The sequence below is a fragment of the Streptomyces sp. NPDC001980 genome, from assembly GCF_040296885.1.
GTDB lineage: Bacteria > Actinomycetota > Actinomycetes > Streptomycetales > Streptomycetaceae > Streptomyces.
The window spans coordinates 43,360-57,934 of the sequence record NZ_JBEOYD010000045.1 but is presented as its reverse complement, the minus strand read 5'-3'; the positions used below and the strand labels follow the sequence as shown (position 1 = coordinate 57,934).

The 14,575-nt window shown below is 72.2% G+C and carries 12 protein-coding genes; 4 read left to right on the top strand and 8 right to left on the bottom strand.

Going from position 1 to position 14,575, the window contains the following annotated elements; genetic code table 11:
- Positions 1-125: 125 nt before the first annotated feature.
- Both ABT137_RS42450 and ABT137_RS42445 read left to right on the top strand, forming a co-directional pair.
- Complete coding sequence (locus tag ABT137_RS42450; RefSeq protein ID WP_351717531.1) at positions 126-569, top strand: Rrf2 family transcriptional regulator; 444 nt, start codon at positions 126-128, stop codon at positions 567-569.
- 255 nt (positions 570-824) lie between these two features.
- Positions 825-1,349 carry a hypothetical protein gene (locus ABT137_RS42445; RefSeq protein WP_351717529.1) on the top strand — a complete coding sequence of 175 codons (525 nt, stop codon included), beginning with the start codon at positions 825-827 and terminating at the stop codon, positions 1,347-1,349.
- A gap of 74 nt (positions 1,350-1,423) precedes the next feature.
- Here the strand turns inward: ABT137_RS42445 and ABT137_RS42440 are convergent, their stop codons facing one another.
- Entirely contained in the window at positions 1,424-2,641 is a 1,218-nt protein-coding gene (locus ABT137_RS42440) for a globin domain-containing protein (protein ID WP_351717528.1), read from the bottom strand.
- A gap of 340 nt (positions 2,642-2,981) precedes the next feature.
- Here ABT137_RS42440 and glnA2 point away from each other — a divergent pair, with 340 nt between their 5' ends.
- Entirely contained in the window at positions 2,982-4,343 is a 1,362-nt protein-coding gene (gene glnA2 / locus ABT137_RS42435; RefSeq protein ID WP_351717526.1) for a gamma-glutamylpolyamine synthetase GlnA2, read from the top strand.
- A gap of 45 nt (positions 4,344-4,388) precedes the next feature.
- Here glnA2 and ABT137_RS42430 read toward each other — a convergent pair whose 3' ends face one another.
- From ABT137_RS42430 to ABT137_RS42410, 5 genes are all read right to left on the bottom strand, one after another.
- On the bottom strand, positions 4,389-5,555 hold the full coding sequence (locus ABT137_RS42430; protein WP_351717524.1) for a PP2C family protein-serine/threonine phosphatase: 1,167 nt from the start codon (positions 5,553-5,555) through the stop codon (positions 4,389-4,391).
- Positions 5,556-5,651: 96 nt separating this feature from the next.
- Positions 5,652-6,671, bottom strand: coding sequence for a TolB family protein (locus ABT137_RS42425; RefSeq protein ID WP_351717522.1), 1,020 nt, complete (start codon positions 6,669-6,671; stop codon positions 5,652-5,654).
- Positions 6,668-7,945 (bottom strand): MFS transporter, encoded by a 1,278-nt coding sequence (locus ABT137_RS42420; protein ID WP_351717520.1) that lies wholly within the window; start codon positions 7,943-7,945, stop codon positions 6,668-6,670. Before ABT137_RS42420 ends, ABT137_RS42425 begins: the two co-directional genes overlap by 4 nt.
- 1 nt (position 7,946) lies before the next feature.
- Entirely contained in the window at positions 7,947-8,819 is an 873-nt protein-coding gene (locus tag ABT137_RS42415; RefSeq protein ID WP_351717574.1) for an alkaline phosphatase family protein, read from the bottom strand.
- A gap of 142 nt (positions 8,820-8,961) precedes the next feature.
- Positions 8,962-9,462: a pyridoxamine 5'-phosphate oxidase family protein gene (locus ABT137_RS42410; protein WP_351717518.1), complete on the bottom strand. Its 501-nt coding sequence runs from the start codon at positions 9,460-9,462 to the stop codon at positions 8,962-8,964.
- 157 nt (positions 9,463-9,619) lie between these two features.
- Between ABT137_RS42410 and ABT137_RS42405 the strand changes: the two genes are divergently transcribed.
- Positions 9,620-12,643 carry a bifunctional [glutamine synthetase] adenylyltransferase/[glutamine synthetase]-adenylyl-L-tyrosine phosphorylase gene (locus ABT137_RS42405; protein ID WP_351717516.1) on the top strand — a complete coding sequence of 1,008 codons (3,024 nt, stop codon included), beginning with the start codon at positions 9,620-9,622 and terminating at the stop codon, positions 12,641-12,643.
- Here ABT137_RS42405 and ABT137_RS42400 read toward each other — a convergent pair.
- Together ABT137_RS42400 and ABT137_RS42395 are read right to left on the bottom strand one after the other, a co-directional pair.
- Positions 12,631-13,764, bottom strand: a complete 1,134-nt coding sequence (locus ABT137_RS42400) for a sensor histidine kinase (protein ID WP_351717514.1) — start codon at positions 13,762-13,764, stop codon at positions 12,631-12,633. The genes ABT137_RS42405 and ABT137_RS42400 overlap by 13 nt on opposite strands.
- 70 nt (positions 13,765-13,834) lie before the next feature.
- The gene (locus ABT137_RS42395) at positions 13,835-14,503 is read right to left on the bottom strand and encodes a VanZ family protein (protein ID WP_351717512.1); all 669 of its coding nucleotides are present in this window, start codon (positions 14,501-14,503) and stop codon (positions 13,835-13,837) included.
- Between the last annotated feature and the right edge of the window lie 72 nt (positions 14,504-14,575).

Genomic DNA, 14,575 nt, shown 5'->3' with positions numbered 1-14,575 from the left:
GCTGATCGTAAGGGGGGAGATGGGGTCAGCCGTAGGCAGGGCACAGGAAAGTCCTGTAAAGACCCGGGATCCGACAGGAAACCGATAATTTGAATGACGGATGCGTATTACCTACCCTGACCGGTATGCGGCTGCTGCGCTCCACCGACCTGGCTCTACGCCTCCTGATGCGGCTCGCCGTCGCGGGCGACGCCAGCCCCACGACCCGCGAGGTCGCCGAGGACATGGACGTGCCCTACACGCATGCCGCGAAGGTGGTCGCCGAACTGCAGCACCTGGGGCTGGTGGACGCCCGGCGCGGCCGGGGCGGCGGGCTCTCGCTGACCGGGAAGGGCCGTACCGCTTCGGTGGGCGCGCTGGTGCGGACCTTCGAGGGCGAGGGGGACGTGGTGGACTGCGAGGGGGCGACGCCCTGCCCGCTGAACTCCGGCTGTCGCCTGCGGGGTGCCCTGCGCCGGGCCCAGGAGGCGTTCTTCGCGGCGCTTGACCCGGTGACGGTGGCGGACATGGTGGCGGAGCCGACGGGGCCTTTGCTGCTCAGCATTTCCAAGGGGCCGGGGGCGGTTTAGCGCCTGTCGCGCGCACGCGGCGGCGGCCGCATGTCGGATCGGGGGTCGGCGGGGCCGCGGCCGAAGCCGGCGCGTGATGCCGACAACCAAGCGCGGGCCATGACTTGGCCTCCGTAAGACCCGCCGTGTTCAAACATTCAACAAAGGGATCTCCGCGACCGACAAAGAGCTCTACCCGCATAGATGATCCCGGTGCTGTCATGCCCACGACCGCCCGGAATTCCTGCCGGGCACCGCTCCGGGAGATCCCCCCCCATGCCCCGAATATCCCGCTCCCTGGTCACCGCCCTCTCCTCCCTCGCCCTCGCCGCCGCCGGCCTCACGGTGGCCGCCGGCACCGCGCACGCGCAGAGCTGCAGTCAGGACTACCTCCCCCTCCCCGACCCCAGCTGCCAGCCCGGCGACTTCAACCCGGACGTCACCCAGTCCACCATCGACTCCACCATCTGCGTCGCCGGGTGGACCGCGACCGTCCGGCCGTCCAGCTCCTACACCACCGCGCTGAAGAAGAAGCAGATCGTCGAGTACGGCTACACGGACACCAGCACCTCGGACTACGAGGAGGACCACTTCGTCCCCCTCGAACTCGGCGGTGCCCCCAAGAGTGAGCTCAACCTCTGGCCCGAGCCGGAGTACGGCACCAAGACCGCCGGCAACAAGGACACCGTCGAGAACAAGCTCAAGAAGGCCGTCTGCGCCGGCACCGTCACCCTCGCCGACGCCCAGGACGCGATCGTCACGGACTGGACGACCGCGCTGTCGAACCTCGGTCTGAGCTGATCCCGTCCGCCCGACGCGAGGGCCGGCCACCTCCTCCGGGAGTGGCCGGCCCTTCTCGGCTCCTGCCGCGGGGATCAGGCCGCGCCCGCCGCCCGCCACAGGTCCGGCCCGAAGACCTCGTAGTGGATGTCGGCCGCGGGGACGCCCTGGGCGAGCAACTGGGTGCGCACCGCGCGCATGAAGGGGAGCGGGCCGCACAGGTACGCGCGCGTGCCGTTCGCGACCTCGATGCCGGCGAGATCCACCAGCCCGGTGTGGCTGCCCGGCTCCGCGTCCCGCTCGTAGAAGAAGTGCACGGAGGCGTCCGGGAGTTTGGCCGCGTAGCCCGTGTGGTCGGTGCGCAGGGCGTGGTCGGCGGGGGAGCGGTCGCCGTGTACGACGGTCACCGGGGCGCGGTGGCCGTCGGCCGAGAGCGCGGCCAGCATCGCCACCATCGGGGTCACGCCGATGCCGGCGGAGGCGAGCAGGAGAGGGCGGTCGGCGGTGTCGCCCGTGCTCCCGCCGAGCACGAGGTCGCCGTACGGCTCCGACAGTTCGAGCACGTCGCCCTCGCGCACGCGCGCGTGCAGGTGACGGGAGACCTCGCCGTCGGGCGTCGTACCGCCCGGATCGCCGTGCACGCGCTTGACGCTGAACTGGCGGACCGGCTCGCCCGGCGCGCCGGACAGGCTGTACTGGCGTATCTGGCGGGCGCCGTCGGGGAGGGTGACGCCCACGGAGACGTACTGCCCGGCCCGGAAGCCGCGCACCGCCGCGCCGCCGTCCACCGGCCGTACCCGGAACGTCACGACGTCGGCGGTCTCCACCACCCGCTCGACGACCTTCCAGGGCCGCAGCCCCCGGCGGCCGCCGCTCTCCTCGTACAGCCGCTTCTCGATCGCGACGAGCGCGTTCGCCATCAGCCAGTAGACCTCGTCCCAGGCGGCCGCGACCTCCGGGGTGACGGCCTCGCCGAGCACCTCGGCGATGGCGGCGAAGAGGTGCTCGTGCACGACGTCGTACTGCTCGGGCGCGACGCCCAGGGAGGCGTGCTTGTGGGCGATGCGGCTCAGCAGGGCGTCGGGTCGCTGGTCCGGGTGGTCCAGCAGGTGCGTGGCGAACGCGGCGATGGAGCCGGCGAGGGCCTGCCGCTGGGTGCCGGCGGCCTGGTTGCCGCGGTTGAAGAGGTTCCTCAGCAGCCCGGGGTGGGCGGCGAAGAGGCGGGCGTAGAACCGCTCGGTGATCTCGCCGATGGCGGCGCCGACGGCGGGGAGGGTGGCGCGGACGGTGGCGGCGGAGGGCTCGGACAGCATCGGGGCTCCTTGTGGCTCGGCGTGGCTCGGCCGAACGGCTCGTTGTCCCGCACGCTATTAAAACTTGCATCTGAGATTCAAATTTAAGAGGCGTGGTGTCGGTCACCTGCCTGACGCCCGGGAAACCGAATCGCCCATTACGGATGTCGCTGCGAGCAGGCAAGATGGGCGGCAGGGCAGGACACCTGCCGTACGGGAGCCGTTCAGGCCGAGGTCGCTCGGGCGATCAAGGTGCGCAACGCGCGTGAAATGCTGTTGTGGTGTGATGCTCAGGTGCCCGACCGCCTCCTGCGCGACAGGAAGACAGGCGGCCTGACCAGCAAGGATGGGGAAGCGGAAGATGGACAAGCAGCAGGAGTTCGTGCTCCGGACCTTGGAGGAGCGCGACATCCGGTTCGTACGCCTGTGGTTCACGGACGTGCTGGGCTTCCTCAAGTCCGTCGCCGTGGCCCCGGCCGAGCTTGAACAGGCCTTCGACGAGGGCATCGGCTTCGACGGCTCCGCCATCGAGGGCTTCGCCCGCGTCTACGAGTCCGACATGATCGCCAAGCCGGACCCGTCCACCTTCCAGGTCCTCCCGTGGCGCGCGGAGACCCCCGGCACGGCCCGGATGTTCTGCGACATCCTCATGCCCGACGGCTCCCCGTCCTTCGCGGACCCCCGGTACGTCCTGAAGCGGTCCCTCGCCCGCACCTCCGACCTCGGCTTCACCTTCTACACCCACCCCGAGATCGAGTTCTTCCTCCTGAAGGACCGCCCGCTGGACGGCTCCCGCCCCACCCCGGCCGACAACTCGGGCTACTTCGACCACACGCCCACCAACGTCGGCATGGACTTCCGCCGCCAGGCGATCACCATGCTGGAGTCGATGGGCATCTCGGTCGAGTTCTCCCACCACGAGGGCGCGCCCGGCCAGCAGGAGATCGACCTGCGCTACGCCGACGCGCTCTCCACGGCCGACAACATCATGACGTTCCGGCTGGTCATGAAGCAGGTGGCGCTGGAGCAGGGGGTGCAGGCGACCTTCATGCCGAAGCCGTTCTCCGAGCACCCCGGCTCCGGCATGCACACCCACCTCTCCCTCTTCGAGGGCGACCGCAACGCGTTCTACGAGTCGGGCGCGGAGTTCCAGCTCTCCAAGGTCGGCCGCTCCTTCATCGCGGGCCTGCTGAAGCACGCCGCCGAGATCTCCGCGGTCACCAACCAGTGGGTGAACTCCTACAAGCGCATCTGGGGCGGCTCCGAGCGCACGGCCGGCGCGGGCGGCGAGGCCCCCTCCTACATCTGCTGGGGCCACAACAACCGCAGCGCCCTCGTCCGGGTCCCGATGTACAAGCCCGGCAAGACCGGCTCCGCGCGCGTCGAGGTCCGCTCCATCGACTCCGGCGCCAACCCGTACCTGGCCTACGCCGTCCTGCTGGCCGCCGGCCTCAAGGGCATCGAGGAGGGCTACGAGCTCCCGCCGGGCGCCGAGGACGACGTCTGGGCCCTCTCCAACGCCGAGCGCCGCGCCATGGGCATCGAACCGCTCCCGCAGAACCTCGGCGAGGCCCTCACCCTCATGGAGAACAGCGACCTGGTCGCCGACACCCTCGGCGAACACGTCTTCGACTTCTTCCTGCGCAACAAGCGCCAGGAATGGGAGGAGTACCGCAGCGAGGTCACCGCGTTCGAGCTGCGGAAGAACCTGCCGGTGCTGTAGGCGCGGGCAGTACCAGGTAGCCGCAGGCCGGGGCTTTCCCGCTGGTCAGGACGCCGTCCGGTCGCGCTGGAGGACGACCATGGCCATGTCGTCGTTCAGCTGGCCGCCCGTGTATGCCCGGACGTCGGCGGCGAGCTGCTCGACGAGCGGGTCGGGCGCCTGGTCCGCCCAGGCCGTGGCGCGTTCGGCGAGCGGGTAGAAGTCGCCGTCCGCGTTCCGGGCCTCGCTGACGCCGTCCGTGTACAGGACCAGCCTGTGGCCGTACTCGAACGGGAAGGTCGCCGGTACGTAGCAGCCGCCGGCACTCTCCGCGCAGTCCACGCCGGCGGGCCACACGCCGAGGCCGAGCGGGGGCGACGGTTCGGGGACCGTCAGCGCCAGCGCCGTCCGGGTGCGGCCCCGCAGCAGGAGGGGCGGCGGGTGCCCGCAGCTGATCAGGTGCACCACGGGCTCGTCGTCCGGGATGTCCATGACGGCGGCGGTCACGAAGCGCTCGGCCGCGTCCTCGTTCGGCTCCGAGAACTCCGCGAGTCCCCACCGGGCGGCGTCCTCGATGTAGGCGACCAGTTCCGGCAGCGGGATCCGGCGGTGTGCGGCGGCGCGGAAGGCGCCCAGCACGATCGCCGTGTCGCTGATCGAGGGGAGCCCCTTGCCCCGGACGTCCCCGATCAGCAGCCGCGTGCAGCCGGGGACCCGGGCGGCGGCGTACAGGTCGCCGCCGATCGTCGAGTCCGCTTCGGCACTGCGGTAGTGCGAGGCGAGAGCCACGGGTCCGGCCTGCTTCGGCAGCGGCCGCAGAACGACCCGCTGTGCCGCGTCGGACACCGACCGGGCCCGGACGAGTTCCCGCTCGCGACGGTCCCGCAGCCGGGTGAAGAGGACGAGGAAGGCGCAGACGGCGACCAGGGCGGAGAGTTCGACGAGGACGTTCTCGGTGACCAGGGTCTGCCGCTCCAGGCCGGCGCAGAGCAGGGCGAGCACCGCCAGCGCCCCGATCAGCGCGGTGGCGCGCGGCCCGCTGCCGACCGCGGTGACCGCCACGGCGACGACCAGGAGGTGGGCGAGATGGATGTCCGGCGGCAGGAACCAGTCGGCCACCGGGATCGCGATGATCAGCAGGAGCGGTCCGGCCAGCCGCACCGGCCCCGGCGCGGCACGGTGCCATGCTCGCAGGGTGTCGACCACAGATGTCGTGATCGGGGCAGCGCTCACGTCGTGCTCCGGTGCTCGTCTGCTCGTTCTCTCGTCGTACTTGCACCCACCAACACATGGTGACATGTCGCCCATTCCCGGGATTCCCGACCGGGGTCAGTCCACGTACGCCGGCGACACCGCCGAGATGCTGATCCGCCGAGGCTTCCCCGTGCCGTCCGCCGGGACCTGGTACAGGTCCGCCCCGTAGTCGCCCGGCAGGGCGTAGACGATGGTGTGCGGGTCCTTCCACACCGCCTGGTCGTCCACGCTGCGGGTCTCGGCGAGCGGGGTTTCGCGCATCGTCCGGAGGTCGAGGACGTAGAGGCGCCAGGGCGCGTCCTTCGGCAGGCCCTTCACCCGTTTCTTGTACGCGATACGGGTGCCGTCGGGGGAGAGGGACGGGCATTCCACGTTCGGGTGGAGGGTGGTGACCGTGCGGGTGTGCAGGTCGCCCCGGACCAGGTAGGTCGAGCCCTTCGTCGCCAGGGTCGCGTAGAAGGTGTTGTCGTCCGACGCGAACGTCACGCCCCAGAAGTTGATGTCCGCTCCCTGGTAGGGACGGCCGTCCCTGATGATGTGGAACGCCTCCAGGGAGGGGATCAGGGCGCCGGTGCGGGTGTCGGCGATCGCCGTGCGGGTCGAGAAGTTCGTGCCCGCGTACGAGTCGCCGCCCACGAACGCCGTCCAGGCAGCGAAGTGACCGGTGGGGGAGACGCGGGCGCGGGACGGGATGCCCGGGACGTCGTAGCGGGCCCGTTCCTTCAGGTTCGCGTCCAGGATCAGGGCCCGGTAGGTGTCCGAGACCGGGCCGTGGACGGCCTGGAGGCAGACGCCCGTGCCCGCGGCGGCGTAGAAGCGGAGGCATTTCACGCCGGAGGCGGTGCGGGGGCCGGCGGGGGCGGCGGCGGGGACCGTGCTCAGTTCGTCGCGGTGCGGGCCCCAGGCCATGTTGCGGAAGACCATGCGGCCCGGGGCCGTCAGCGTCACCGTCCCCGGGGTGACCTTCGGGCCGCCCGCCTGGGTGTGGTCGCGGCGCTCCGCCCGGGCGGAGGCGTGCAGGACGGAGGCGAGGGCCACGGCCGCCAGGACCGCGAGCGCCGAGAGGAGGATCAGGAGGCGGGAGCGGACGGTCATGCGGCGGCCTTCCGGAAGGGGCGGAGGGTGAGGGCGTAGGCCGCGCACACCGCCAGGGCCACCGCCGACACGCTCAGCGCCGTACGGTCGCCCCACAGCGTCCAGGCCGCCCCGAACCCCAGTGAGCAGGCGAACCGCGCCCCCGCCTGGCCCGTCTGGACCAGCGCCAGGCCCGACGAGCGCAGCGCCTCGGGGACGCTGTCGGACGCGGCCGCCATCAGGACGCCGTCGGTCGCCGCGTAGAACGTGCCGTGCAGGGCCAGCACCGCGTAGGGGAGGGCCGTGCCGTGCCAGGACGTGAGGAGCAGGACGTAGGCCAGGAGCAGGGCGCCGTGGCCGGTCAGGAAGACCCGCCAGCGGCCCCAGTGGTCCGCCAGGCGGCCCAGCGGGACGGCCAGCAGGAGGAACGCGGCGGCGGTGCCGAGCGGGAGCAGGGCGAACCAGCGGTCCGGGACGCCGAGCCGGCGTTGCAGCAGCAGGTAGACGAAGGAGTCGCTCACCGTCGCGAGGCCCAGGAGCAGGGCGCAGACGGTGACGCGGCGCAGGTCGCGGTGGGACAGGAGGCCGAGGGCCGCGCGCAGGGTCGGGCGTGCGGTGGGAACGCCGGCCGCCTCGGTACGGCCGCGGCCCGGTACGAACAGCACCAGGATCAGCACACCCAGGACCGCCACGCAGAAGCTCACCGTGAAGACCGCGTCGTAGCCGTCCACGGTGGCCCGGAGGATGAGAAACGCGGCCAGGGGGCCGAGCAGCGCGCCCGCCGTGTCCATGGCGCGGTGGACGCCGAAGGCGCGGCCCCGGGTCTCCGGGGTGCTGGAGAGCGAGATCAGGGCGTCCCGGGGAGCCGTGCGCAGGCCCTTGCCGGTGCGGTCCGCCGCCAGGACCAGGCCGATGGGGGTGAGGGTGTGGGCGACCAGCAGCAGGGGTTTGCAGAGGGCCGAGAGGGCGTAGCCCGCGCCCGCCACCCACTTGTGGCGGCCGCCGCCGCGGTCGGCCAGGTGACCGCCGACCAGGCGTACGACGGCCGAGAAGCCGTTGTAGACACCGTCGAGGAGACCGAAGCCCAGCGGGGACAGGCCGAGGCCGGCCACCAGGTACAGCGGGAGGACCGCCGTGACCATCTCGGAGGACACGTCGGTGACCAGGCTGACCGTGCCGAGGGCGAGGACGGTGGGCGCGATCGTGGTGCGGTACCGCCCGGCCCGCGAGGGCCGGGCGGTACCTTCCACGGACGCCGTCGTCGGAGTGCTCGCGCGGCTGTCCGCTACGTACACGTCAGGACGCCCAGATCCCGGTGATGTCGGACGAGGACGCCGCGTTGCCCGCGTGCGCGCTCAGGCCCTGGCTGTCCTCCAGGGTGCGCAGCAGGTCGTAGTGGTCGTAGGTGGTGGACGAGGTCGAGCCCGCGGCGACCGGCTGGCCGTACAGGACGGTCGGGATGCGGTTGCCGGCCAGGCGATTGTCCTCGTCCATGGTGACGACGAGGAGGCTGTTGTGGGTCTTCGCCCAGGTGGCGTAGGCGCCCAGGTTGTTCTTCAGCCAGGTGTCACCGGTGGACACCGAGCAGTCGTGCATGTCGCTGCACAGGTTGGGGGTCACGAAGGACAGCTGGGGGAGGGTGGAGTAGTCGGTCGGGAACTGGGCGAACGTTTTTGCGGTCGAGGTCGGCACGTTGCTGAAGCCGAACCAGGGGTTGTGCTTGCGCGCGTAATTGCCGCTGCTGCACGTGGTCGAGCCCTGGCTGGGCAGGGTCTCGTTGTAGCTGGCCCAGGTGCGGCCGGCCGCGAGCTGCTCGGAGGCCAGGTTCGCCGCCGAGGAGAAGCCCGCGGTGTAGCAGCTGTCGTCGGTGATGCCCTGGGTGGAGCCGGAGAACAGGGCGAAGTAGTTCGGCTGGCTCGGGTGGGTCTCGGCGTACATCTGGGTCAGGTTGGCGCCGCCGGTCGCCAGCGAGTTGATGTACGGGGCGCTGGAGGAGCCGATGACCTGGCTGTAGGCGTGGTTCTCGAAGACCACGACGATCACGTGGTCCGGGGTCGGTACGGCACTCGCGGCGTGCGCGGACGCGCCGCCGAGCCCGGTCCACAGGCCGACCGCGGCCGCGGTGAGGGCGGTGGCGGACGCCATCGCCGTACGGGCACGGCGCAGCATCCCGGAACGTGCGGAACTGCCGGACACATCAACCTCCGGTAGTGGGGGAAGGGAGGGATCGGTGGCGGTGCGGACTGAGCATGCACACGCCAATAATCCTCGCCCCCACCGCGCTCGGCCAGACAGGTGAAGACCGGATGAACTACTCCCACTTCGTCTGGCTGAACGGCTCGCCCTTGCCGAAGCCGAGGACCTTGCGGGGCCGCACGGCGAAGACCAGGGCGCGTCCCGGCCCGTGGTGGAAGCAGCCGCCCTCCACCTCGTAGTGCCAGAACGGGCCGTACTTCGCCTCCCAGGCCGCCGCCAGCTCGCGCAGCCGGCCGTCGTCGGTCACGCGTACCGCCTCGCCCTCGACCGTCACGTCGTACCCGCTGGTCCAGCTGTTGGTGCCGGTGGTCAGGACGACGTGCGGGTTCCCGGCGAGGTTCGCCGCCTTGCGTTCGCCGGGGCCGGTGCCGAAGTGCAGGGCGCCGTCGTGCCACACCGCGAGCAGCGGGGTGACGTGGGGGCGCCCGTCCGGGCGTACCGTCGAGATCCAGAACAGCTCGGACTCCGTCAGAACCTTCTCCGCTTCGGACCAGTCGTGGGCCGAGGTGCCCTCGCTGCTGTAGCGGGCGTCCAGCTCGCCCGCGGGTTCGCGCATGATGCCTCCCTGGGTTCGTTGCCGGTACGGACCACGATCCCGCCGGAAACTCATCGGCGCTCGTGACGGGGTCTCCGGTTAGGCTCGGGCAGGGACGACCTTGATCCGAATCTTGATCCGAATCTCGATCCGAGTCTTGATCCGAGGGGAGCCGCGGATGACGCCGGGGCGCAGGAGCAGTACCTTCACGCGACTGCTGCGGCACGGCTTCACCGATGCCTCGGCCGCCGAGCGGCTGCTGGACAGCGCCGAGCTGGCCGCCGTGCGCGACGACCCGGTGCTCCTGGAAGCCCTCGGTGCCACCGCCGACCCCGACCTCGCCCTGCACGGCCTGGTACGGCTCCTGGAGGCCCAGCCCGGCCCCACCGCCCGCCAGGAGCTGCTCGACACCCTGATAGCGGCCAAGCCGCTGCGGGACCGCCTGCTGGGCGTCCTCGGCGCCTCCGCCGCCCTCGCCGACCACCTCGCCCGGCACCCGCGCGACTGGGAGGCCCTGGTCACCTACGAGCCCCGCGACCTGCACCCGGGCGTCGCGGAGTTCGAAGGCGGGCTCGCCGAGGCCGCCGACCCGGTCTCCCTGCGCGTCGCCTACCGGCGCTGCCTGCTGTCCATCGCCGCCCGCGACGTGTGCGGCACGACGGACGTCGCCCAGACCGCCGCCGAACTCGCCGACCTGGCCACCGCCACCCTGCGCGCCGCCCTCGCCCTCGCCGAGGCCGCCGCGCCCGAGGACGCCGCCGCCTGCCGGCTCGCCGTCATCGCCATGGGCAAGTGCGGCGGCCACGAGCTGAACTACGTCTCCGACGTCGACGTCATCTTCGTCGGCGAGGCGCTGGGGGCACCCCCAGGCCCTTCAGGCACTGGGGGAGGTGCCGACGAGGCCAAGGCGCTGCGGTCCGCCACCAAACTGGCCTCGCACATGATGCGGATCTGCTCCGAGACCACCGTGGAGGGGTCGATCTGGCCCGTCGACGCCAACCTCCGCCCCGAGGGCCGCAACGGCCCCCTCGTGCGCACCCTCAGCAGTCATCTCGCCTACTACCAGCGCTGGGCCAAGACCTGGGAGTTCCAGGCCCTGCTCAAGGCCCGCCCGGTCGCCGGCGACCTCGACCTCGGACAGGAGTACGTGGCCGCGCTCGAACCCATGGTCTGGAAGGCCGCAGAGCGCGACAACTTCGTCGCCGACGTGCAGAAGATGCGCCGGCGCGTGGTGGAGAACATCCCGGTCGCCGAGATCGACCGCGAGCTGAAGCTCGGCCCCGGCGGCCTCAGGGACGTCGAATTCGCCGTCCAGCTCCTCCAGTTGGTGCACGGCCGCACCGACGCCACGCTGCGCTCCGGCACCACCCTCGACGCCCTCCAGGCCCTCGCGGCCGGCGGCTACGTGGGCCGCGCCGACGCCGTCCAGCTCGACGACGCCTACCGGTTCCTGCGCTCCATGGAGCACCGCATCCAGCTCTACCGGCTGCGCCGCACCCACCTGGTCCCCGAGGGCGAGGCCGACCTGCGCCGCCTCGGCCGCTCGCTGGGCCTGCGCGCCGACCCGGTGACCGAGCTGATCCGCGAGTGGAAGCAGCACACCGGCGTCGTACGGCGCCTGCACGAGAAGCTCTTCTACCGCCCGCTGCTCGACGCCGTCGCTCAACTCGCCCCCGTCGAAGCCAGGTTGAGCGCCGAGGCGGCCCGGGAACGCCTGGAGGCGCTCGGCTACGCCGACCCCGCCGCGGCCCTGCGCCACCTGGAGGCCCTCGCCTCCGGCGTCACCCGCAAGGCCGCCATCCAGCGCACCCTGCTGCCCGTCCTGCTGGGCTGGTTCGCGGACTCCGCCGACCCGGACGCGGGCCTGCTGAACTTCCGCAAGGTCTCCGACGCCCTCGGCAAGACCCCTTGGTACCTACGGCTGTTGAGGGACGAGGGCGCCGCCGCCGAGAACCTCGCGCGCGTGCTGTCCGCCGGCCGCCTCGCCCCCGACCTGCTGATGCGCGCCCCGGAGGCGGTGGCCCTGCTCGGCGACGGCGACGGGGGCGGCCTGGAGCCGCGCGGCCGCGCCCAGCTGGAGCAGGAGATCCTCGCCGCCGTCGGCCGCGCCGACAACGCCGAGGACGGGGTGCGGGCGGCGCGCGGCGTGCGCCGCCGCGAGCTGTTCCGTACGACCGCCGCCGACATCGTGGACTCCTACGGCACCGACACCAAGCCCGTCGAGGCCGACCAGGGCGCCCTGGTCGACCGGGTCGGCGGCGCGGTCTCCGACCTGACGGCGGCCACGCTGGCGGGGACCCTGCGCGCGGTGGTGCGGGACGGCTGGGGGGACACCCTGCCGACCCGGTTCGTCGTGATCGGCATGGGCCGGTTCGGGGGCCACGAGCTGGGCTACGGCTCCGACGCCGACGTCCTCTTCGTGCACGAGCCGCGGGAGGGCGTGGCCGAACGGGAGGCCGCCGACGCGGCCAACAAGGTCGTCGCCGAGATGCGCCGGCTGCTGCAGATCCCCAGCGCCGACCCGCCGTTGCTCATCGACGCGGACCTGCGCCCCGAGGGCAAGTCCGGGCCGCTGGTGCGGACGCTGAACTCCTACGAGGCGTACTACCGCCGCTGGTCGCTGGTGTGGGAGTCGCAGGCCCTGCTGCGCGCCGAACCGGTCGCCGGGGACGAGGAGCTGGGGCTCCGGTTCATCGAGCTGGTCGACCCGCTGCGGTACCCGGCGGAGGGGCTCGGCGAGGACGCGGTGCGCGAGATCCGGCGGCTGAAGGCGCGGATGGAGTCCGAGCGGCTGCCGCGCGGCGCCGACCCGAAGCTGCACACCAAGCTCGGGCCGGGCGGTCTTTCCGACGTGGAGTGGACCGTGCAGCTGCTGCAGCTGCGGCACGGGTGGGCCGAGCCGGGGCTGCGCACCACCCGGACCCGGGAGGCGCTGGCCGCGGCACAGGCGGCCGGGCTGCTGGGGACCGAGGAGGCCGCGATACTGGACGAGGCCTGGGTGCTGGCGACGCGGGTGCGCAACGCCGTGATGCTGGTGCGGGGGCGGGCCGGCGACACGTTCCCCACCGAGCCCCGGGAGCTGGCGGCCGTGGGGCGGTACCTGGGGTACGGGGACGGGCACGCCGGGGACATGCTCGACGCGTACCGGCGTACCACGCGCAGGGCCCGGGCCGTCGTGGAGGAGCTCTTCTACGGGGCCTGACGGGGCTTGGCGGCCGCTGCGCAGGAGGCGGGAAGCCGAACGGTGACGAGGAGACCGCCGCCGGTGCGGGGCGCGAGGTCGAGGGTGCCGTCGTGCGCCCGGACGACGCTGTGCACGATGGCCAGCCCGAGGCCGACGCCGGCGTGCTCGTCGGTGCGGACGCGTTCCGTTCCGCGCTGGAAGGGTTCGGTGAGGGTCGGCACCAGTTCCGGCGGGAGCGGCCGGCCCGTGTTCTCGACCCGCAGCACGCTCACGTCGTGCTGCCGTTCGGTGTGCACCGTCACGGTGCCGCCGGCGGGGAGGTTGTGGACGACGGCGTTCTGGACGAGGTTCGTCACCATCCGCAGGATCAGCGCCGCGGAGCCGACGGCATGCGCTGTCCCGCCGGTGACGTCGAGTGTGATCCGGCGCCTCTCGGCGAGGGGAAGCAGCGTCTCGGCGGCTTCCTCGGCGACGAGGGAGAGGTCGACGGGCTCGCGGGCGAAGCTCCTGCCGTCGGCGCGGCTGAGCAGCAGAAGGGCCTCGGTGAGGTCGATCGCCCGCGTGTTGACGGTGCGCAGGCGTTCGATGAGTTCGCCCTGGTCCCGCGTGGGGTCGTTGCGGGCGGCGTCGAGGAGCGTCCGGGAGACGGCCAGCGGGGTGCGCAGCTCGTGGGAGGCGTTCGCGGCGAACCTCTGCTGCTCGGCGACGTGGGATTCGAGTCGTTCGAGCATGGTGTCGAACGCGTCGGCGAGTTCACGGAACTCGTCTCCGGGGCCCGCCATGCGGATCCGGTGGGAGAGCGACCCGTTCGAGGCCATCCGGGCCGCGGACGCGATCCGGGTGAGGGGTGCGAGCATCCGGCCGGCGAGGATCCAGCCGCCCAGCAGGCCGAAGACGAGGAGGAAGGCCAGTGCCGTGGCCGCGGCGGGGGCGAAGCCGTTCAGCAGGTCGGAGCGCTTGGGCCCGATGATGATCACGGCGCCGAACCTCTTCTGGATGGACCTGGCGTCGTCGTTCGGCACCCAGCGCAGTACGAACACCCACATCACGGCCAGCAGGAGAACGCCGGCGACCAAGAGGAATCCGGCGTAGCTGAGGGTGAGCTTCAGTCGGGCGCTGAGGTTCGGGCGTCTGTTCACGGTGCCCCCAGCGTAGGCAGCACAGGAAACCGCCGACGTAGGCAAGGCGGCGTGGGCACCGGCACGTGACTCAGCCCGTCGGCGTGAGCGCGCGGCGCGGCCGGTCCGACGGCGCCGGTGCCGTCGTACGCCACCAGGGGCGCGACGCCAGCCCGGCCAGCAGGGCGCCGACGGTGTTGACCAGGACGTCGTCCACGGAGGACACCCGGTCGAGGCGCAGGACGTACTGTGCGGTCTCCACCAGGACCGAGCAGCCCGCCCCGAGCGCCAGGATCCGCGGCACGGACGCCAGCGCCGCGAACCGCATCGGGGCGAAGAACCCCAGCGACGCGAAGACCAGCAGGTTGCCGACGATCCCGAGCGACCCCATCGTGACCAGGTCCCGCAACGGCACGAGGCTCACCCGGGCGGGGGCGGTGCCGGCCGCCTCGCCCGGCATCATGGTCAGCCACACGAACGGCACCGTCCCGTGCACCATGCCCACCTCGGCCAGCGACGTCCGCCACGCCCACGGGACACCGGCGGCACGCCGACGGTGCGCCAGCGCCCACGCCGCCAGCGCGGCCAGTGGCAGCGTCACCAGCGTCATGAGCACCACGCCGTTGAACGTGTCGAAGCAGCCGTGCCACTGCCCGGCCATGCACCTCGGGGCGGACATCATGAGCGGCCGCCGTAGGAAGAACGCGGCGCTCGCCACGCCGATGACCGCCAGGCCGAGGAAGGATGCGTTTCGGTTCACGCCTCCATGGAAGACGGCGGGCGGTTGCGGCGGCGTATGCGATTTTCGATACGCCCGCGATACACGGAGTCT

Coding starts and splice junctions, on each gene's coding strand:
- ABT137_RS42450 (WP_351717531.1), top strand. CDS start 126: ATGCGGCTGCTGCGCTCCACCGACCTGGCTCTACGCCTCCTGATGCGG.
- ABT137_RS42445 (WP_351717529.1), top strand. CDS start 825: ATGCCCCGAATATCCCGCTCCCTGGTCACCGCCCTCTCCTCCCTCGCC.
- ABT137_RS42440 (WP_351717528.1), bottom strand. CDS start 2,641: ATGCTGTCCGAGCCCTCCGCCGCCACCGTCCGCGCCACCCTCCCCGCC.
- glnA2 (WP_351717526.1), top strand. CDS start 2,982: ATGGACAAGCAGCAGGAGTTCGTGCTCCGGACCTTGGAGGAGCGCGAC.
- ABT137_RS42425 (WP_351717522.1), bottom strand. CDS start 6,671: ATGACCGTCCGCTCCCGCCTCCTGATCCTCCTCTCGGCGCTCGCGGTC.
- ABT137_RS42415 (WP_351717574.1), bottom strand. CDS start 8,819: ATGCTGCGCCGTGCCCGTACGGCGATGGCGTCCGCCACCGCCCTCACC.
- ABT137_RS42410 (WP_351717518.1), bottom strand. CDS start 9,462: ATGCGCGAACCCGCGGGCGAGCTGGACGCCCGCTACAGCAGCGAGGGC.
- ABT137_RS42405 (WP_351717516.1), top strand. CDS start 9,620: ATGACGCCGGGGCGCAGGAGCAGTACCTTCACGCGACTGCTGCGGCAC.